The sequence below is a fragment of the Lelliottia sp. JS-SCA-14 genome (assembly GCF_035593345.1).
Classification (GTDB): domain Bacteria; phylum Pseudomonadota; class Gammaproteobacteria; order Enterobacterales; family Enterobacteriaceae; genus Enterobacter; species Enterobacter wanjuensis.
Genome location: NZ_CP141606.1, coordinates 3,399,190 through 3,417,152 on the forward strand (window position 1 = coordinate 3,399,190; position 17,963 = coordinate 3,417,152).

The 17,963-nt window shown below is 56.0% G+C and carries 18 protein-coding genes; 7 read left to right on the plus strand and 11 right to left on the minus strand.

Going from position 1 to position 17,963, the window contains the following annotated elements:
* Nucleotides 1-120 precede the first annotated feature (120 nt).
* The 4 genes from cysK (at nucleotide 121) to crr (ending at nucleotide 3,988) form a co-directional block, all read left to right on the plus strand.
* On the plus strand, nucleotides 121-1,092 hold the full coding sequence (gene cysK, locus U9O48_RS15885) for a cysteine synthase A (RefSeq protein ID WP_095282825.1): 972 nt from the start codon (nucleotides 121-123) through the stop codon (nucleotides 1,090-1,092).
* Nucleotides 1,093-1,409: 317 nt separating this feature from the next.
* Nucleotides 1,410-1,667, plus strand: a complete 258-nt coding sequence (gene ptsH, locus U9O48_RS15890; protein WP_000487600.1) for a phosphocarrier protein Hpr — start codon at nucleotides 1,410-1,412, stop codon at nucleotides 1,665-1,667.
* A 43-nt stretch (nucleotides 1,668-1,710) separates the two neighbouring features.
* Entirely contained in the window at nucleotides 1,711-3,438 is a 1,728-nt protein-coding gene (gene ptsI, locus U9O48_RS15895) for a phosphoenolpyruvate-protein phosphotransferase PtsI (RefSeq protein ID WP_282495464.1), read from the plus strand.
* 40 nt (nucleotides 3,439-3,478) lie between these two features.
* Complete coding sequence (gene crr, locus U9O48_RS15900) at nucleotides 3,479-3,988, plus strand: PTS glucose transporter subunit IIA (RefSeq protein ID WP_049841435.1); 510 nt, start codon at nucleotides 3,479-3,481, stop codon at nucleotides 3,986-3,988.
* Nucleotides 3,989-4,032: 44 nt separating this feature from the next.
* On the opposite strand, the gene pdxK is transcribed toward crr, so the two are convergent.
* The 10 genes from pdxK to U9O48_RS15950 form a co-directional block, all read right to left on the minus strand.
* Nucleotides 4,033-4,869 carry a pyridoxine/pyridoxal/pyridoxamine kinase gene (gene pdxK / locus U9O48_RS15905; protein WP_285150123.1) on the minus strand — a complete coding sequence of 279 codons (837 nt, stop codon included), beginning with the start codon at nucleotides 4,867-4,869 and terminating at the stop codon, nucleotides 4,033-4,035.
* Between the two features lie 5 nt (nucleotides 4,870-4,874).
* Nucleotides 4,875-5,786: a cysteine synthase CysM gene (cysM, locus tag U9O48_RS15910; RefSeq protein WP_285150124.1), complete on the minus strand. Its 912-nt coding sequence runs from the start codon at nucleotides 5,784-5,786 to the stop codon at nucleotides 4,875-4,877.
* Between the two features lie 114 nt (nucleotides 5,787-5,900).
* On the minus strand, nucleotides 5,901-6,995 hold the full coding sequence (cysA, locus tag U9O48_RS15915) for a sulfate/thiosulfate ABC transporter ATP-binding protein CysA (RefSeq protein WP_282495467.1): 1,095 nt from the start codon (nucleotides 6,993-6,995) through the stop codon (nucleotides 5,901-5,903).
* Complete coding sequence (gene cysW / locus U9O48_RS15920) at nucleotides 6,985-7,860, minus strand: sulfate/thiosulfate ABC transporter permease CysW (RefSeq protein WP_285150125.1); 876 nt, start codon at nucleotides 7,858-7,860, stop codon at nucleotides 6,985-6,987. Before cysW ends, cysA begins: the two co-directional genes overlap by 11 nt.
* Nucleotides 7,860-8,693: a sulfate/thiosulfate ABC transporter permease CysT gene (cysT, locus tag U9O48_RS15925; RefSeq protein WP_100779371.1), complete on the minus strand. Its 834-nt coding sequence runs from the start codon at nucleotides 8,691-8,693 to the stop codon at nucleotides 7,860-7,862. The genes cysW and cysT overlap by 1 nt, the downstream gene beginning before the upstream one ends.
* The gene (locus U9O48_RS15930; protein WP_285154403.1) at nucleotides 8,693-9,709 is read right to left on the minus strand and encodes a sulfate ABC transporter substrate-binding protein; all 1,017 of its coding nucleotides are present in this window, start codon (nucleotides 9,707-9,709) and stop codon (nucleotides 8,693-8,695) included. Before U9O48_RS15930 ends, cysT begins: the two co-directional genes overlap by 1 nt.
* 166 nt (nucleotides 9,710-9,875) lie before the next feature.
* Nucleotides 9,876-10,775, minus strand: a complete 900-nt coding sequence (locus U9O48_RS15935) for a Dyp-type peroxidase (RefSeq protein ID WP_324722781.1) — start codon at nucleotides 10,773-10,775, stop codon at nucleotides 9,876-9,878.
* Nucleotides 10,776-10,867: 92 nt separating this feature from the next.
* Entirely contained in the window at nucleotides 10,868-11,452 is a 585-nt protein-coding gene (locus U9O48_RS15940) for an RpoE-regulated lipoprotein (RefSeq protein WP_285146830.1), read from the minus strand.
* Nucleotides 11,453-11,513: 61 nt separating this feature from the next.
* On the minus strand, nucleotides 11,514-11,963 hold the full coding sequence (locus U9O48_RS15945; RefSeq protein WP_285146831.1) for a DUF2919 domain-containing protein: 450 nt from the start codon (nucleotides 11,961-11,963) through the stop codon (nucleotides 11,514-11,516).
* Nucleotides 11,950-12,375 carry a GNAT family acetyltransferase gene (locus U9O48_RS15950; protein ID WP_047624910.1) on the minus strand — a complete coding sequence of 142 codons (426 nt, stop codon included), beginning with the start codon at nucleotides 12,373-12,375 and terminating at the stop codon, nucleotides 11,950-11,952. The genes U9O48_RS15945 and U9O48_RS15950 overlap by 14 nt, the downstream gene beginning before the upstream one ends.
* A 212-nt stretch (nucleotides 12,376-12,587) precedes the next feature.
* Here U9O48_RS15950 and amiA point away from each other — a divergent pair, with 212 nt between their 5' ends.
* Both amiA and hemF read left to right on the plus strand, forming a co-directional pair.
* Nucleotides 12,588-13,463, plus strand: a complete 876-nt coding sequence (gene amiA / locus U9O48_RS15955) for an N-acetylmuramoyl-L-alanine amidase AmiA (protein WP_095282836.1) — start codon at nucleotides 12,588-12,590, stop codon at nucleotides 13,461-13,463.
* Nucleotides 13,460-14,359 (plus strand): oxygen-dependent coproporphyrinogen oxidase, encoded by a 900-nt coding sequence (gene hemF, locus U9O48_RS15960; protein WP_324722782.1) that lies wholly within the window; start codon nucleotides 13,460-13,462, stop codon nucleotides 14,357-14,359. The genes amiA and hemF overlap by 4 nt, the downstream gene beginning before the upstream one ends.
* Nucleotides 14,360-14,431: 72 nt before the next feature.
* On the opposite strand, the gene maeB is transcribed toward hemF, so the two are convergent.
* Nucleotides 14,432-16,711, minus strand: a complete 2,280-nt coding sequence (gene maeB / locus U9O48_RS15965) for an NADP-dependent oxaloacetate-decarboxylating malate dehydrogenase (RefSeq protein WP_285154406.1) — start codon at nucleotides 16,709-16,711, stop codon at nucleotides 14,432-14,434.
* 292 nt (nucleotides 16,712-17,003) lie between these two features.
* Here maeB and tal point away from each other — a divergent pair, with 292 nt between their 5' ends.
* Nucleotides 17,004-17,954: a transaldolase gene (gene tal, locus U9O48_RS15970; protein WP_285149827.1), complete on the plus strand. Its 951-nt coding sequence runs from the start codon at nucleotides 17,004-17,006 to the stop codon at nucleotides 17,952-17,954.
* The last annotated feature ends 9 nt before the right edge of the window (nucleotides 17,955-17,963 follow it).

Genomic DNA, 17,963 nt, shown 5'->3' on the forward strand with positions numbered 1-17,963 from the left:
TCCATACTGATAGCCATTATTTCCTTGCAGCATATAGATATGCGATTTCCTTACTTCCGCATACTTATCCAACGGGTATGCTGGGACGGTATCCCAATTTCATACAGTTAAGGACAGGCCATGAGTAAGATTTACGAAGACAACTCGCTGACTATCGGTCATACGCCACTGGTTCGACTGAACCGTATCGGTAATGGACGCATTCTGGCGAAGGTAGAATCACGTAACCCGAGCTTCAGCGTAAAATGCCGTATCGGTGCAAACATGATTTGGGATGCCGAAAAACGTGGCGTTCTGAAACCTGGCGTTGAGCTGGTAGAACCCACCAGCGGCAACACCGGTATTGCTCTGGCCTATGTTGCCGCGGCGCGTGGCTACAAATTAACGCTGACGATGCCAGAAACCATGAGCATTGAGCGTCGCAAGCTGCTGAAAGCGCTGGGCGCGAACCTGGTTCTGACCGAAGGCGCGAAAGGCATGAAAGGTGCCATTCAGAAAGCGGAAGAAATCGTCGCCAGCGACCCGGCGAAATACCTGCTGCTGCAGCAGTTCAGCAACCCGGCTAACCCGGAAATCCACGAAAAAACCACCGGCCCGGAAATCTGGGAAGATACGGACGGTCAGGTTGACGTGTTTATCTCCGGCGTCGGCACCGGCGGGACGCTGACCGGCGTGAGCCGCTATATTAAAGGCACAAAAGGCAAAAAGGATTTAATCACCGTTGCCGTTGAGCCAACCGACTCCCCTGTCATCGCTCAGGCGCTGGCGGGCGAAGAGATCAAACCGGGCCCGCACAAAATTCAGGGTATCGGCGCAGGTTTTATCCCGGGTAACCTGGATCTGAAGCTGATTGATAAAGTGGTCGCTATCACTAACGAAGAAGCGATCTCCACGGCGCGTCGTCTGATGGACGAAGAAGGTATTCTGGCCGGTATCTCTTCCGGAGCAGCGGTTGCCGCCGCGCTGAAACTCCAGGAAGACGAAACCTTTACCAATAAGAATATTGTGGTTATCCTACCGTCCTCGGGTGAGCGTTATTTAAGCACTGCACTGTTTGCCGATCTGTTCACAGAAAAAGAACTGCAACAGTAATGCCAGCATGTTAATAACGCGTAAAAAAGCACCCAAACGGGTGCTTTTTTGTGGCCTGCGTCAAACTTTTACTCCTCCTGGCATTGATTCACCCCGTCGGGTCTGGTATTTAACCTGACAATTATTTTGAAGCGCGAAATTAATCATTACAGGAAATACCGAAGCTGAATCGATTTTATGATTTGGTTCAAGTCTTGCTTTCACTGCATAATGTTTAATGACGAGCGAAACGTCAGCGCTAACAAGACAGGCTAAAGTTAAACCGCCAGGCTAGACTTTAGTTCCACAACACTAAACCTATAAGTTGGGGAAATACAATGTTCCAGCAAGAAGTTACCATTACCGCTCCGAACGGTCTGCACACCCGCCCTGCTGCTCAGTTTGTTAAAGAAGCTAAAGGCTTCACTTCTGAGATCACTGTGACCTCCAACGGCAAAAGCGCTAGCGCGAAAAGCCTGTTCAAGCTGCAGACTCTGGGCCTGACTCAGGGTACCGTCGTCACCATCTCCGCAGAAGGCGAAGACGAGCAGAAAGCAGTTGAGCATCTGGTAAAACTGATGGCTGAGCTCGAGTAAGTTACGGGTTCTTTTCAATATCAGTCACAAGTAAGGTAGGGTTATGATTTCAGGCATTTTAGCATCCCCGGGTATCGCTTTCGGCAAAGCACTTCTGCTGAAAGAAGACGAGATCGTCATCGACCGGAAAAAAATTTCTGCCGACAAGGTTGATCAGGAAGTTGAGCGTTTTCTGAGCGGTCGTGCCAAGGCATCAGCGCAACTGGAAGCCATCAAAACTAAAGCTGGCGAAACTTTCGGTGAAGAAAAAGAAGCCATCTTCGAAGGGCACATCATGCTGCTCGAAGATGAGGAGCTGGAGCAGGAAATCATAGCCCTGATTAAAGATAAGGGCATGACGGCCGACGCGGCTGCACATGAGATTATCGAAGGTCAGGCAACTGCCCTTGAAGAGCTGGATGATGAATACCTGAAAGAGCGTGCGGCTGACGTACGTGACATCGGTAAGCGCCTGCTGCGCAACATCCTGGGTCTGGCGATTATCGACCTGAGCGCGATTCAGGACGAAGTTATCCTGGTTGCCGCCGACCTGACTCCATCTGAAACCGCACAGCTGAACCTGAACAAGGTGCTGGGTTTCATCACCGACGCCGGTGGCCGTACCTCCCACACCTCTATCATGGCGCGTTCTCTGGAACTGCCAGCCATCGTGGGTACCGGTAGCGTCACCGCTCAGGTGAAAAACGACGACTATCTGATTCTGGATGCCGTAAACAATCTGGTTTACGTCAACCCAACTAACGAAGAGATCGAACAGCTGCGTGCCGTTCAGGAGCAGGTTGCTTCTGAGAAAGCGGAACTGGCCAAACTGAAAGATCTGCCAGCCATTACGCTGGACGGTCATCAGGTGGAAGTTTGCGCGAACATCGGTACCGTCCGTGATGTTGACGGCGCTGAGCGCAACGGCGCGGAAGGCGTGGGTCTGTATCGTACTGAATTCCTGTTCATGGACCGTGATTCACTGCCAACTGAAGATGAGCAGTTCGCGGCGTACAAAGCGGTTGCTGAAGCCTGTGGCTCACAAGCGGTTATCGTACGTACCATGGACATCGGTGGCGACAAAGAGCTGCCGTACATGAACTTCCCGAAAGAAGAGAACCCGTTCCTGGGCTGGCGTGCTGTCCGTATCGCGATGGATCGTAAAGAGATCCTTTACGCTCAGGTACGTGCCATCCTGCGTGCTTCTGTATTCGGTAAATTACGCATCATGTTCCCAATGATCATCTCTGTTGAAGAAGTGCGTGCACTGAAAGCTGAGATCGAAATCATGAAGGCGCAGCTGCGTGAAGAAGGTAAAGCCTTTGATGAAACTATCGAAGTGGGCGTGATGGTGGAAACACCAGCAGCCGCGACGATTGCTCGTCATTTGGCCAAAGAAGTCGACTTCTTTAGTATCGGCACCAATGATTTAACGCAGTACACCCTGGCAGTTGACCGTGGTAATGATATGATTTCACATCTCTACCAGCCAATGTCACCGTCCGTGCTCACGCTAATCAAGCAAGTTATTGATGCTTCTCATGCTGAAGGTAAATGGACAGGCATGTGTGGTGAGCTTGCAGGCGACGAACGTGCTACACTTCTGTTGCTGGGTATGGGTCTGGACGAATTCTCTATGAGCGCCATTTCCATCCCGCGCATTAAGAAGATTATCCGTAACACGAACTTCGAAGATGCGAAGGTGTTAGCAGAGCAGGCTCTTGCTCAACCGACAACGGACGAGTTAATGACGCTGGTTAACAAGTTCATTGAAGAAAAAACAATCTGCTAATCCACGAGATGCGGCCCAAATTACTGCTTAGGAGAAGATCATGGGTTTGTTCGATAAACTGAAATCTCTGGTTTCTGATGATAAGAAAGACACCGGAACTATTGAGATTATTGCTCCGTTGTCTGGCGAAATCGTCAATATCGAAGACGTGCCGGATGTAGTTTTTGCCGAAAAAATCGTTGGTGATGGTATTGCTATCAAACCAACTGGTAACAAAATGGTTGCGCCAGTTGACGGCACCATCGGTAAAATTTTTGAAACCAACCATGCGTTCTCTATCGAATCTGATAGCGGTATCGAACTGTTTGTACACTTCGGTATCGACACCGTTGAGCTGAAAGGCGAAGGCTTCAAGCGTATCGCTGAAGAAGGCCAGCGTGTGAAAGTCGGCGACCCGGTGATCGAATTCGATCTGGCGCTGCTGGAAGAGAAAGCCAAGTCTACCCTGACTCCGGTTGTTATCTCCAACATGGACGAAATCAAAGAACTGATCAAACTGTCTGGCAGCGTCACCGTGGGTGAAACCCCGGTCATCCGCATTAAGAAGTAATTCTTGCCGCACAGAAAAATGGCGCCTTCGGGCGCCATTTTTGTTTATGCGGGGAGAATGAGCTCATCAAAGCCTTTTTCCTGGGTGTACTTCATCACCTCCGTCACCCGATCGCCTGCGCGGCGAATCGCGTCAGCCACATCCCTGCCCTGTACAATGCCGCTTACCAGCTCTGAACAGAAGAGATCACCCGTCCCTTTCAGGTCAGTCGCGACGCGCGGATGGTCCGTTACCGTTACACCCTCTTTCGTCACCAGTACCACGTGAATGTTCTCAGGATCAGACTCCACCGGTGCGCTGGTGATCGCTACCCATTTCAGAGTGTCGGACAGCAGACTTTTGGCCGCAGAAATGGCGCTCTCCGGCGTGCGGCACGGCTGACCGCTCAGCACTTCCAGCTCGAAGACGTTCGGCGTAATCCCCTGCGCCAGCGGCAGCAAATGCGCGCGATAGGCTTCCGGGATTTCTGGCTTCACGTAGATCCCGCTGTCGATATCCCCGATCACCGGGTCGACCAGCACCAGCAAATCAGGGTGCTTGGCTTTGATGGCGATAAGCCACTCGGCGAGGATCGCAATCTGGCTGGCGCTGCCCATATAGCCGGTGGTCACCGCTTTCAGTTCGCGTAACACATCGCGCTCTTCGAGGGCTTTCAGGTAGCCGCTGAACCAGTCATCGGGGATCACGCCGCCGTAGAAGGTATCGTAATGCGGGGTATTGCTGAACAGCACCGTCGGGACCGCCGTGACGGTCAACTGATGCTGTCTGATGTTCGGCACCGCAATGCTGTTGCCCACGCTGCCGTAAACCACCTGCGACTGCACAGCCACGATATCCGTCTGCTGCGCACGGGTTTTATCCCGAAATAAAATCATCTCCATGACGCTTAAATCCCCGCCCCCTGCGAATAACTCTCTTCACCAAAGACGCCGGTAGACAGATAACGGTCGCCGCGATCGCAAATAATCGCCACCACCACTGCACCCGGATTAGCCTGCGCCACGCGCAATGCCCCGGCTACCGCGCCACCCGAACTGACACCGCAGAAGATGCCTTCGCGCACTGCCAGTTCACGCATGGTATTTTCCGCTTCGCGCTGATGAATATCCAGCACCTGGTCCACAAGCTCGGCATTAAAAATGCCCGGCATGTACTCCGCCGGCCAGCGGCGAATGCCCGGAATGCTGCTCCCCTCTTCCGGTTGCAGACCGACAATCGTCACTGCGCTGTCCTGCTCGCGCAGAAAACGCGAGACACCGGTAATGGTGCCGGTAGTCCCCATACTGGAGACGAAATGGCTGATGCGCCCGTCGGTCTGACGCCAGATTTCCGGCCCGGTGGTGGTGTAGTGCGCGTAGGGATTATCGGGATTGTTAAATTGATCCAGCAGTTTTCCTTCGCCACGCTGGGCCATGTCGAGGGCCAGATCGCGCGCCCCTTCCATCCCCTGCTCTTTAGTGACGAGGATAAGCTCGGCGCCATAGGCGCGCATGGCGGCACGGCGCTCCTGGCTCATGTTGTCCGGCATCAGCAATTTCATGCGATAACCTTTCAGCGCCGCAATCATCGCCAGCGCAATGCCGGTGTTGCCGCTGGTCGCTTCGATCAGCACGTCGCCGGGCTGTATCTCCCCGCGCTTTTCCGCCTCAACTATCATCGACAATGCCGCCCTGTCTTTGACAGAACCGGCAGGGTTATTGCCTTCCAGTTTGACCCAGATTTCGCTGCCATTGTTGGGATGCATGCGCTGTAGTTTGACCAGAGGGGTGTTGCCGATGGTGTGTTCTAATGTGTTCACGAATTCTGTCCAATAAAAAGCCCGGTGGCGCTTCGCTTACCGGGCCTACAGGGATCGCTTTGTAGGCCGGGTAAGCGCAGCGCCACCCGGCAAATACCACGTCTAATTAACCTATCAGGCCGACTCCGCCAGAGCAAGACTCTCGCGCGACTCGATGCGCTCGGTGCCGTGATAGATACGGGCATGCTGCAAACCGACAAACAGGCGATCGCCGCGGGACGGCGCCTCTTCATCGCGCATCACCACCGTCAGCGGTTCGGTGTACCAGCCCAGGGGTTGCACCACCAGTTGGGTGTAATGACCTTTTGGACTCGCCTCCAGCACCTGGACCGGCAGCGGAGAATCAAGGCTGGTGCGACGGCTGACGTCCACTTCCCACGGACGCAGGAACAGATCGACCGGTCCCTGATGGGCAGGCGTGTAGCCCAGCGGCCAGCGGTGCGCGCCGACGTGGAACTGTCCGCCGCGAATATTACCCTGCATGCGGTTCACTTCGCCCATAAACTCCAGCACGAAGCGGGTCGCCGGCTCGCGCCACAGCTGTTCCGGCTCATCAACCTGTTCGATATTCCCCTGGCTCATCACCACCACGCGGTCGGCCACTTCCATCGCCTCTTCCTGGTCGTGAGTCACGAAGACACTGGTGAATTTCAGCTCCTCATGGAGCTGACGCAGCCAGCGCCTAAGCTCTTTACGCACCTGGGCGTCCAGCGCGCCAAAAGGTTCATCGAGCAGCAGGATTTGCGGCTCCACCGCCAGGGCGCGAGCCAGCGCCACGCGCTGCTTCTGTCCACCGGAAAGCTGCGCCGGATAACGGTCGGCGAGATGAGCCAGCTGCACCATCTCCAGCAGTTTGGTCACTTTCGCTTTGATGGTCGCGGCATTCGGGCGCTCGCGACGCGGCAGCACGGTCAGGCCAAAGGCGATGTTGTCGAACACCGTCATGTGGCGGAACAGGGCGTAGTGCTGGAACACAAAACCGACTTTACGATCGCGGGCATGCAGACGGCTGACATCGGTTCCGTGGAAGCGAATGTGCCCGCTGGTCTGATGCTCAAGCCCGGCAATAATACGCAGCAGCGTGGTTTTACCGGAGCCGGATGGGCCAAGCAGCGCCACCATCTGGCCGGATGGGATATCCAGTGAGATATCGTTCAGCACCTGGGTGCGACCAAAAGACTTCTTAATATTGGCAATCTCAATGCTCATGATTTCCCTCCTGCTGCAGGCGTTTTTCCTGATTCTCTAAACGCCACTGCACCACACTCTTTAAAAACAAGGTCAAAATAGCCATCAGCGTCAGCAGGGCTGCGGCGGTAAAGGAACCGACGGTGTTATAGTCCTGCTCCAGCAATTCAATCTGTAGCGGCAGCGACAGGGTTTCGCCGCGAATCGAGCCAGAAACCACCGACACCGCGCCAAACTCACCGATCGCGCGGGCGTTGGTCAGCACCACGCCGTACAGCAGCGCCCATCGAATGTTCGGCAGCGTCACACGTTTAAACATCTGCCAGCCGGATGCGCCCAGCAGGATCGCCGCTTCATCTTCATGGCTGCCCTGGCTCAACATCACCGGCACCAGCTCACGCACCACAAACGGACAGGTCACGAATACCGTCACCAGCACCATGCCCGGCCAGGCGAACATGATTTGCAGGTTGTGCTCATCCAGCCAGCCGCCGAGCGGGCCGTTCGAGCCGTAAAACAGCAGATAAATCAGACCGGCGACCACCGGCGAGACGGCAAACGGGATATCCAGCAGGGTCAGCAACAGCTGACGGCCAGGGAAGTCAAAGCGCGTCACCAGCCACGCCAGCAAAATCCCGAACACCAGATTCACCGGCACGGAAATCAGGGCGATCATCACCGTCAGCCAGATGGCGTGGAGCATGTCCGGGTCCGCCAGGTTTTGCAGCGCGGGCATAATCCCTTTGCTGAACGCCTGCACGAAAATGTAGACCATCGGCACAACGAGAATAAAGACGGACACCAGCACGCCTGTGCCAATCAGAAACCATTTTCCCCAGTTGATGCGGGGTGCGTCGTAGCGCTTCAATTGAGTAACTTCCGCCATCAGTGACCAACCACACGTCGACCAAAGCGACTTTGCAGAGTGTTAATCGAGAACAACAGGAGCAGCGACGCGGCCAGGATCACCGAGGCAATCGCACTCGCCGCCGGATAGTCAAACTCCTGCAAGCGCACAAAAATCATCAGCGAGGTGACTTCGGTTTTCCACGCGATGTTTCCGGCGATAAAAATCACCGCGCCAAACTCGCCGAGACTGCGGGTGAACGACAGCGCCACACCGGCCAGCAGCGCCGGAGAGAGTTCCGGTAATACCACTTTGCAGAAGCTCTGAATGCGCGTCGCGCCGAGGGTTTCCGCCGCCTCTTCGTATTCCGGCCCTAACTCTTCGAGAACGGGCTGCACGGTCCGCACCACAAACGGGATGCTGGTAAAGGCCATCGCCACGGCGATCCCAAGCCAGGTGTAAGTCACTTTGATGTCAAACTGCGCCAGCCACTGACCGTAAAACCCGTTCACCGAGAACAATGACGCCAGGGTCAAACCGGCGACCGCCGTCGGCAGTGCGAAAGGCAGATCCATCAGGGCGTCCAGCAGCGTACGGCCCGGAAAACGATAGCGGGTTAAGATCCACGCCATCAGCAGGCCAAACACGCCGTTGAAAATCGACGCCACAAACGCCGACAGCAGCGTGACTTTATAGGCCGCCACCACCTGCGGGTTGGTGATCACTTCCCAGTACTGCGCCCAGCTCATCTCAGAGAGCTGCATCACCAGCGCACTTAACGGCAACAGCAAAATCAGACAGACGAACAGCAGGCTGGTCCCGAGGCTTAAGGTAAAGCCGGGCAGCACGCGTCTGGAGGAGACTGCAAACATTACTTACGCCCCGCCGCCAACAGTTTGTCCAGCTCACCGCCGGTGGTGAAGTGGGTTTTCATCACCTCAGGCCAGGAGCCAAACTGGTCTTCCACGCGGAACAGCTCGGTCTGCGGGAATTTGTCTTTGAGCTTGTTCATCACGTCCGGGTTCGCCACGCGATAGTAATAGTCGGTGATAATGGTCTGCGCCTGCGGGCTGTAGAGATAGTTCAGGTACTCCTTCGCCGCTTTCTCGGTGCCGTTGGCTTTAACGTTTTTATCGACCCACGCCACCGGGAACTCGGCAAAGATGTTCACCTTCGGCACCACCACTTCGAAGCCCTGCGCTTCGTACTGTTTACGGATGTTATTCACTTCCGACTCGAAGCTGATCAGCACATCGCCCAGACCGCGTTCCACGAAGGTGGTGGTCGCCCCGCGACCGCCGGTATCAAACACTTCGACGTTTCTCAGGAACTGAGTCATGAACTGCTCGGTTTTGGCTTTATCGCCGCCGTCCGCTTTATCGGCTGCGCCCCAGGCGGCGAGATAGGTATAGCGCGCGTTACCGGAGGTTTTTGGATTCGGGAAAATCAGCTTCACATCAGAGCGCACCAGATCGTTCCAGTCGTGGATATTCTTCGGGTTGCCCTTACGCACCAGGAACGCCATGGTGGAGTAGAACGGCGAGCTGTTGTTCGGCAGACGGCTCTGCCAGTCCGCCGGGATCAGGTTGCCTTTGTCATGCAAAATTTGTACGTCGGTAATCTGGTTGTAGGTCACCACATCGGCTTTCAGCCCCTGCAAAATCGCCAGCGCCTGCTTTGAGGAGCCCGCGTGAGATTGCTTGATGGTCAGCTTGTCGCCGTTGTTCTCTTTCGCCCACTGCTGTTCAAACGGTGGATTCAGGGCGGCAAACAGTTCGCGGGAGACATCATAGGAACTGTTGAGCAGCTCAGTCGCCTGCGCCTGCGCGACCAACAGCATGGAAGCTGCCAGCGCCAGATATCCTTTTTTCAGTACAGTAACGGCCATTGCGCACCCTTATAAATGTGATGACTAACTTATTGCCATAATATTTATAACGGGTACGAAAGGAGTAACGGTTTTATATACCGTTTGGTGATTTAGCAGCAGAAAAGGGAATAAGGATGAGGAGTGTTAATGCCGGGTGGCGCTTACGCTTACCCGGCCTACAAAATTACAGAGCCATTAGACGCTCAACGGACGGCGCGAAGTAGTAGCCGCCGGTCACCGGTTTGGTGAAGCGCAGCATGGCGTCGCGCTTGCCGTCGGTGTCACCAAACATGCTCAGCAGCTGCTGTTCGATGTTGTACAGACGCGCGCAGTAGGCGCAGAAGTACAGGCCGTGGGTGCCGCTCGCCGTGCCGTACGGCAGGCTCTGGCGGACAATCTTCAGTCCTTTGCCGTCTTCTTTCAGATCCACGCGGGTCAGGTGAGAGGTCACCGGGCGGTCGTCGCCGTCGATCTCTTCGTTGGCTTCTTTGGTGCGACCGATCATCATCTCCTGATCGTGCACGCTCATGCGGTTCAGCTGCTTGAGGTTATGCTCCCAGCGCTGGACGAACACGTAGCTGCCGCCCGCATCCACGCCGTCTTTGATTACCGCCACATCGCGACGCGTCTCTTCGCCCGCCGGGTTTTCGGTGCCGTCGACGAAGCCGCTCAGATCGCGCTCTTCCACCCAGCGGAAACCGTGTACTTCTTCCTGGACCTCGATGCTGTCACCGAAGGCTTCCATCGCCGCCTGGGCCACGGAGAAGTTCACGTCATGACGCAAGGAAAGGATATGGATCAGCACGTCGTACTGGGTGGCTGGCGCCAGGCCTTTACCGTAAGGGATAAAGTCTTTCAGCTCGGTAGCGCCTTCGCCGCCGCTCAGCTGACGCCAGACGTTGTTGCCAAACGCCACCACCGCGCCGAGATGCGCGTCCGGGAATTTGGCCTCGAAGGTCACCAGTTTATCGATAAATACTTTGCTGGCCGCACGCAGGGCATCCACATCCCCTTTCACATTGGCTTCAATCCAAATCGCCGCGCGGCAATGTTCTGGCAAAATGCCACTCTGAACCTGAGACATCGCTCCTCCTGAAAAAAAGATGCCACGATATCGTGGCATTGATGGCGGGTATTATACCTGGATTTCAGCGAGGCGGTTTGTTCAGGCGCAAATTACTGCTTCCAGATAATCTTGCTCACTTTCCAGTTTTTGAGGGTGTCGTCCGCAGGCATCAACCCTTCCGGGCCGCTCCACTCACCGGTGAAGAGATAGCTAATATGCTGGCTGTCTTTAGCCTTACACTCGACGGCCACTTTCTCATCCGCCACCGCGCTCTCGCAGTTGCCGAACGCTTTCTGATACAGGTCGCTAAACGGCGTACCGACTTTGACGCCGGTATCGGTTTCCACATCGCGGTCCAGCACCTCAATGCGGTTCACGGTGCCTTTATCGCCGTTGATGATCAGCGCCAGCTTGTCGTCTTTCAGCGCTTCGAAGTAGTGCACGATGGTGCCATTCTCGGTTTTCATGCCGCTGCGCAGGCGGTAGTCGCTGCTGAGTTCTGACTGGATGGCGTCCTGGTCCAGCGCGGTCGTTGCGTTAATGTTCCCGACGCCCTTCTCGGTCACTTCGAATGAGGATCCAAACCAGTTCCACGGATAGGCCGCCGACCAGTTGATGGAGGAGATTGACGAGAGCGTTGAACACCCGGTTAACACCAGCGGCAAAGCGCATAAAACTAAACGCAGCGATTTCATTGAAACGTCCTTTCTTGTTAATTCAACGCTTGTTGGAGTGCAGCATCGATAAAAAGTGCCTTTAATCTTTTTCGATGGCGAAACTGGCGCGCAGACGAGGATGCGTCAGGAGCCACAGCAGCGCCACAATATCCGCCACCACCAGCGAAATCCCGATCCCACTCAGCGGCTCACCGAAGTACCAAAGCAGAGGCTGCCAGCACAGCAATACCACCTGCGCGAGGATCAGCAGCCAACGAAGGCTGTACCAGACACGCGGAAAATGTTGCCGCCGGCCGCTGAGCAAAAACGCCAGCACCGCCGGCACGCCGGGCAACAGCCCGAGCCAGAAGTTATCGTGGTCGGGATAGAACAGATTCAGCAGCGTATTTCCCTGATCGCGCGACGCCCCCGCCACCACAAACAGCACCCAGGTTCGCGCCTGAAGCAGAAGCACACACCAGAACAGAAATGGCAATCTGACGCGGCCCTGGCTGTCATAGTGCGCCGGGTGAAACTCAGTATTCTTCATCTTCGATCAGGCGCTTCCCTAAATTCAGAACATCAGCATGCTCATACCCGAGCCGCTCATACATTCCTAATACCACGTCGTTGTCTTCGCGCACCATAATCTGAATCTTCGGGCAGCCACGGGCGATCAGTTTCTTTTCCAGGCGATTGAGCAGCGCATTGGCGATACCACGCCCGCGATATTCCGGGTGGACGCCGAGATAATAGGCCGAGCCGCGATGCCCGTCGTAGCCGCCCATCACCGTGCCCACCACTTCGCCGTTCACTTCTGCGACGAGAAACAGGCTGACGTCGTGATTGACCTTACGTTCGATATCCATTTCCGGATCGTTCCACGGACGCAGCAGATCGCAGCGTTCCCAAAGGGTAATGACCTCTTCGAAATCTTCCTGGCGAAAAACGCGTATCTCCATGGTATTAACCGCCTTTTTGGGTTGAAAAACAGTGATTATGGCGCGAACGCCGCCATTAGCCAATAAGCGGCGAAAAATGTCCAAAATTTTGGCATAATGTCACTCTGTCACGTATTGAAATGAAAAGTAAAACAATTCTCAACAAGGACTGTCGTAACGTAAAACGCGATACGATATAACACCAGGACCCCATTTTTTACAATTCAGGCCGCATGAGCACATTCAAACCTTTAAAAACACTCACATCGCGTCGTCAGGTACTCAAAGCGGGGCTGGCGGCCTTGACGTTAACCGGCATCGCCCAGGCGCAGGCCAAAGACGACAGTACCCTGAAAACCAGCAATGGGCACAGTAAGCCTAAGGCGAAGAAAGCGGGCGCCAAACGCGTGGTGATGCTCGATCCGGGCCACGGCGGGATCGACACCGGCGCGATTGGCCGTAACGGCTCGAAAGAGAAACATGTGGTGCTGGCGATCGCCAAAAACGTGCGCTCGATTTTACGCGCCAACGGCATCGACGCGCGCCTGACGCGCAGCGGTGATACCTTTATCCCGCTGTACGATCGCGTGGAAATTGCCCACCAGCACGGCGCGGATCTGTTTATGTCGATCCACGCCGACGGCTTTACCAATCCGAGCGCCGCGGGCGCATCGGTGTTTGCCCTCTCCAACCGCGGAGCGAGTAGCGCCATGGCGAAATACTTGTCCGATCGCGAAAACCGCGCGGACGAAGTGGCGGGCAAAAAAACCACCGATAAAGATCACCTGTTACAGCAGGTGCTGTTCGATCTGGTCCAGACCGACACCATCAAAAACAGCCTGACGCTCGGCTCGCACATCTTAAAGAAGATCAAGCCAGTGCATCGCCTGCACAGTAAAGGTACGGAGCAGGCGGCGTTTGTGGTCCTCAAATCGCCGTCGATCCCGTCCGTGCTGGTGGAAACTTCATTCATTACTAACCCGGACGAAGAGCGTCTGCTCGGCACCACGGCGTTTCGTCAGAAAATCGCCAACGCCATCGCCTCCGGGGTGATCAGTTATTTCAACTGGTTTGATAATCAAAAAGCGCATTCGTCGAGACGTAAATGAAACCGAACTCTCAGCAGGTCAAAGCGTTTCTGCTGCACCTGCAGGATCAGATTTGCCAGCAGCTGGCCGCCGTCGACGGCGGCGAATTTCAGCAAGATAACTGGCAGCGCGAAGCCGGTGGCGGCGGGCGCAGCCGCGTGCTGCGTAACGGCGGCGTGTTTGAGCAGGCAGGCGTTAACTTTTCTCACGTCCACGGTGACGCGATGCCTGCGTCTGCCACCGCGCATCGCCCGGAGCTCGCCGGACGCAGCTTCGAAGCGATGGGCGTGTCGCTGGTCGTGCATCCGCACAGCCCGTTTGTGCCGACCAGTCACGCCAACGTGCGCTTTTTCATCGCCGAGAAACCCGGTGCCGATCCGGTATGGTGGTTTGGCGGCGGCTTCGATTTAACGCCCTATTACGGATTCGAAGAGGACGCCGTCCACTGGCACCGCACCGCGCGCGATATTTGTCAGCCGTTTGGCGAGGACGTTTATCCGAAGTACAAAAAGTGGTGCGACGACTATTTCTACCTCAAGCATCGGGACGAACAGCGCGGGATTGGCGGGCTGTTCTTCGACGATCTGAATACACCGGATTTTGACACCGCGTTTGCCTTTATGCAGGCGGTGGGTAAGGGCTATACGGATGCGTATCTGCCGATCGTTGAACGACGCAAAGACACCGATTACGGCGTGCGCGAGCGCGAGTTCCAGCTTTATCGTCGCGGGCGGTATGTAGAGTTCAATCTGGTGTGGGATCGCGGGACGCTGTTTGGCCTGCAGACCGGCGGGCGCACGGAGTCGATTCTGATGTCGATGCCGCCGCTGGTGCGTTGGGAATACAATTTCGAGCCAAAAGAAGGCAGCCCGGAGGCTGCCTTGAGTGAGTTTCTGAAAGTCCGCGACTGGATTTAACGCCGGGCGGCGCTACGGGTTTTGTAGGTCGGGTAAGCGTAGCGCCACCCGACAACACAGACGACTCCTCTCTTACAACGGCTGCGTCTGCGCCTCAACCACTGCTAATGCGACCATATTGACGATACGACGCACGGACGCAATCGGCGTTAACACATGCACCGGTTTCGCCACACCCATCAGCACCGGCCCAACGGTCACCCCTTCCGAACTCGACACACGCAGCAGGTTATAGCTGATACGCGCCGCTTCCACGTTCGGCATAATCAGCACGTTCGCCGAGCCTTTCAGCGGGCTGTCCGGCATCCGCTCGTTGCGGATACTCTCCACCAGCGCCGCATCGCCGTGCATCTCACCGTCAATCATCAGCTCCGGCGCGCGCTCACGCACCAGCTCCAGCGTCTGGCGCATTTTGCAGGCCGCGGCTGATTTGGATGAGCCAAAGTTAGAGTGCGACAGCAGCGCCACCTTCGGTTCGATACCGAAACGACGGACGGTTTCCGCCGCCATCACCGTGATCTCCGCCAGCTCTTCCGGCGTCGGATCGTCGTTGACGTAGGTATCGGCGATAAAGGTGTTACCGCTAGGCAGCAGCAGCGCGTTCATCGCCCCCGCCGTATGCACGCCGTCGCGATAGCCGAAGATCTCCTGCACCACGCTAAAGTGCTCATGATAATCCCCCACCGTTCCGCAAATCAGCGCGTCGGCTTCCCCGCGATGGACCATGATCGCCCCGATCACCGTGGTGTTGCTGATGACCGCTTTCTGCGCCTGCTCCTGGGTTATCCCACGGCGTTTCATGATCGCGTAGTACTCGCTCCAGTACTCTTTGAAACGCGGATCCGATTCGTTGTTCACGATCTCAAAATCCACGCCCGGCTTAATCTGCAGGCCGAGTTTCTGGATGCGCATCTCGATCACGCTCGGACGACCAATCAGGATCGGTTTCGCCAGACCTAAGGTGATCAACTCCTGCGTCGCATGCAGCACGCGCGCCTCTTCGCCTTCGGCCAGCACCACGCGTTTTGCGTCGGCACGCGCCTGGGAGAAGATCGGCTTCATGAACAGGTTGGTTTTGTAGACGAACTCGGTCAGCTTATCGATGTAGGCGTCAAAGTCTTCAATCGGACGCGTCGCCACGCCGGAATCCATCGCCGCTTTCGCCACGGCGGGCGCGATTTTGACGATCAAACGCGGGTCGAACGGTTTCGGGATGATATAGTCCGGGCCAAAGCTCAGATCCTGATCGCCATACGCCGAGGCCACCACTTCGCTCTGCTCCGCATGGGCCAGCTCGGCAATGGCGTGGACCGCCGCGAGCTTCATCTCTTCGTTAATTGCCGTCGCGCCCACGTCCAGCGCGCCGCGGAAGATGAACGGGAAGCACAGGACGTTGTTGACCTGGTTTGGGTAATCGGAACGCCCGGTACAGATAATCGCATCTTCACGCACGGATTTTGCCAGCGGCGGCAGGATTTCCGGCTCCGGGTTCGCCAGCGCCAGAATCATTGGCGCGCGCGCCATTTTCTTGACCATCTCCGGCGTCAGCACTTTCGGGCCGGAGCAGCCGAGGAAAATATCCGCCCCGTCGATCACGTCGTCGAGCGAACGTTTGCCGTCATCCTCTACCGCGTAAGCGGCTTTGGTTTCCGCCATGTTCGGCTCGCGATCTTTGTAGATAACCCCTTTCGAATCGCACACCACGATGTTGTGCTTCTGCATGCCGAGCGCCACCAGCAGGTTCATACAGGCGATCGCCGCTGCACCCGCACCGGAGACCACCATGCGCACATCGGAGAGGTTTTTCTCGACCACCCGCAGACCGTTCAGAATGGCCGCCGTGCTGATGATCGCCGTCCCGTGCTGGTCATCGTGGAACACCGGAATGTTCATACGTTCACGCAGTTTCTGCTCAATGTAGAAACATTCCGGCGCTTTGATGTCTTCGAGGTTAATGCCGCCAAACGTCGGCTCCAGCGCGGCCACCACGTTGATGAATTTGTCCGGGTCCAGCTCATCCACTTCAATATCAAACACGTCGATACCGGCGAATTTCTTGAACAGTACGCCCTTCCCTTCCATCACCGGTTTACCGGCCAGTGCGCCAATATTGCCCAGCCCCAGCACCGCGGTGCCGTTGGAAATCACGGCTACCAGGTTGCCGCGCGCGGTGTATTTGTAAGCGGCCAGCGGATCTTTTTCGATCTCAAGGCACGGCGCGGCGACGCCCGGTGAATAGGCCAGCGCCAGGTCGCGCTGGGTGGCGAGTGGCTTGGTGGGGGAAACCTGGATTTTGCCCGGTACAGGGAATTGATGAAAATCGAGGGCACTCTGTCTTAACTGATCATCCATCTTATTGTTCCTTTCACGTATCGATCAAAAAGGGTGGCGTACTCACGTTCCTGATGCTCACCCTGGAGTGGCGCTTAGTATCGCCCCTGCGGACGGCGCAAACTTTGAAGGCTGCCAAAGTCTCACCATTGCGGAGCAAAATTTGTTATCAATTTATAACAGCCATGTTACCCACTCCCGAAAGCAATGCCTCCCCCGTCTGCTATGCTTTTTTGTTAAGTACGTCATGTATTTCGCAGAAGTGTGAACCAACGCACTCGCCTGAGTCCTTTATTTCTAAGGAGTTATTTTCATGAACCAATTAGACGGCATCAAAAAATTCACCACGGTTGTCGCCGACAGCGGCGATATCGAGTCCATCCGCCACTACCAGCCGGAGGATGCGACCACCAACCCGTCGCTGCTGCTGAAGGCGGCGGGCCTCGCCCACTTTAGCCACCTGATCGACGACGCCATCGCCTACGGTAAACAGCGCGGTAAAACGCAGGAGCAAAAGGTGGCGGAGGCCAGCGACAAACTGGCGGTCAATATCGGTGCGGAAATTCTGAAAAGTATTCCGGGCCGCGTTTCGACGGAGGTAGACGCGCGTCTCTCCTTCGACAAAGAAAAGAGCATCGCCAAAGCGCGCCGCCTGGTCGAGCTGTACCAGGAGCAGGACATCGATAAATCGCGCATTCTGATCAAGCTCGCCTCCACCTGGGAGGGTATCCGCGCCGCCGAAGTGCTGGAAAAAGAGGGGATCAACTGCAACCTGACGCTGCTGTTCTCCTTTGCCCAGGCGCGCGCCTGCGCCGAAGCCGGCGTGTTCCTCGTCTCGCCGTTTGTCGGGCGTATCTACGACTGGTATCAGGCAAAACAGCCGATGGACCCGTACGTGGTGGACGAAGATCCGGGCGTGAAATCGGTGCGCAATATCTACGATTACTTTAAGCAGCACCGCTACGAGACCATCGTGATGGGCGCCAGCTTCCGCCGTACCGAGCAGATCCTCGCCCTCGCGGGCTGCGACCGTCTGACCATCTCGCCGAATCTGCTGAAAGATCTGCAGGACAAAGAAGAGCCGGTGGTGCGCAAGCTGATCCCAACTTCTACCGTCCTGCCAAAACCAAAGCCGCTGACCGAAGCCGAGTTCCGCTGGGAACATAATCAGGACGCGATGGCCGTGGATAAACTGGCCGAAGGCATTCGCCTGTTCGCCGTTGACCAGCGCAAACTGGAAGATCTTCTCGCCGCCAAACTTTAATCATGCCAT

Bases quoted from the DNA above. Each gene is read 5' to 3' on its own strand.
- cysK (WP_095282825.1), top strand. From the start codon at position 121: ATGAGTAAGATTTACGAAGACAACTCGCTGACTATCGGTCATACGCCA.
- ptsH (WP_000487600.1), top strand. From the start codon at position 1,410: ATGTTCCAGCAAGAAGTTACCATTACCGCTCCGAACGGTCTGCACACC.
- ptsI (WP_282495464.1), top strand. From the start codon at position 1,711: ATGATTTCAGGCATTTTAGCATCCCCGGGTATCGCTTTCGGCAAAGCA.
- crr (WP_049841435.1), top strand. From the start codon at position 3,479: ATGGGTTTGTTCGATAAACTGAAATCTCTGGTTTCTGATGATAAGAAA.
- pdxK (WP_285150123.1), bottom strand. From the start codon at position 4,869: ATGGAGATGATTTTATTTCGGGATAAAACCCGTGCGCAGCAGACGGAT.
- cysA (WP_282495467.1), bottom strand. From the start codon at position 6,995: ATGAGCATTGAGATTGCCAATATTAAGAAGTCTTTTGGTCGCACCCAG.
- cysW (WP_285150125.1), bottom strand. From the start codon at position 7,860: ATGGCGGAAGTTACTCAATTGAAGCGCTACGACGCACCCCGCATCAAC.
- cysT (WP_100779371.1), bottom strand. From the start codon at position 8,693: ATGTTTGCAGTCTCCTCCAGACGCGTGCTGCCCGGCTTTACCTTAAGC.
- U9O48_RS15930 (WP_285154403.1), bottom strand. From the start codon at position 9,709: ATGGCCGTTACTGTACTGAAAAAAGGATATCTGGCGCTGGCAGCTTCC.
- U9O48_RS15935 (WP_324722781.1), bottom strand. From the start codon at position 10,775: ATGTCTCAGGTTCAGAGTGGCATTTTGCCAGAACATTGCCGCGCGGCG.
- U9O48_RS15940 (WP_285146830.1), bottom strand. From the start codon at position 11,452: ATGAAATCGCTGCGTTTAGTTTTATGCGCTTTGCCGCTGGTGTTAACC.
- U9O48_RS15945 (WP_285146831.1), bottom strand. From the start codon at position 11,963: ATGAAGAATACTGAGTTTCACCCGGCGCACTATGACAGCCAGGGCCGC.
- U9O48_RS15950 (WP_047624910.1), bottom strand. From the start codon at position 12,375: ATGGAGATACGCGTTTTTCGCCAGGAAGATTTCGAAGAGGTCATTACC.
- amiA (WP_095282836.1), top strand. From the start codon at position 12,588: ATGAGCACATTCAAACCTTTAAAAACACTCACATCGCGTCGTCAGGTA.
- hemF (WP_324722782.1), top strand. From the start codon at position 13,460: ATGAAACCGAACTCTCAGCAGGTCAAAGCGTTTCTGCTGCACCTGCAG.
- maeB (WP_285154406.1), bottom strand. From the start codon at position 16,711: ATGGATGATCAGTTAAGACAGAGTGCCCTCGATTTTCATCAATTCCCT.
- tal (WP_285149827.1), top strand. From the start codon at position 17,004: ATGAACCAATTAGACGGCATCAAAAAATTCACCACGGTTGTCGCCGAC.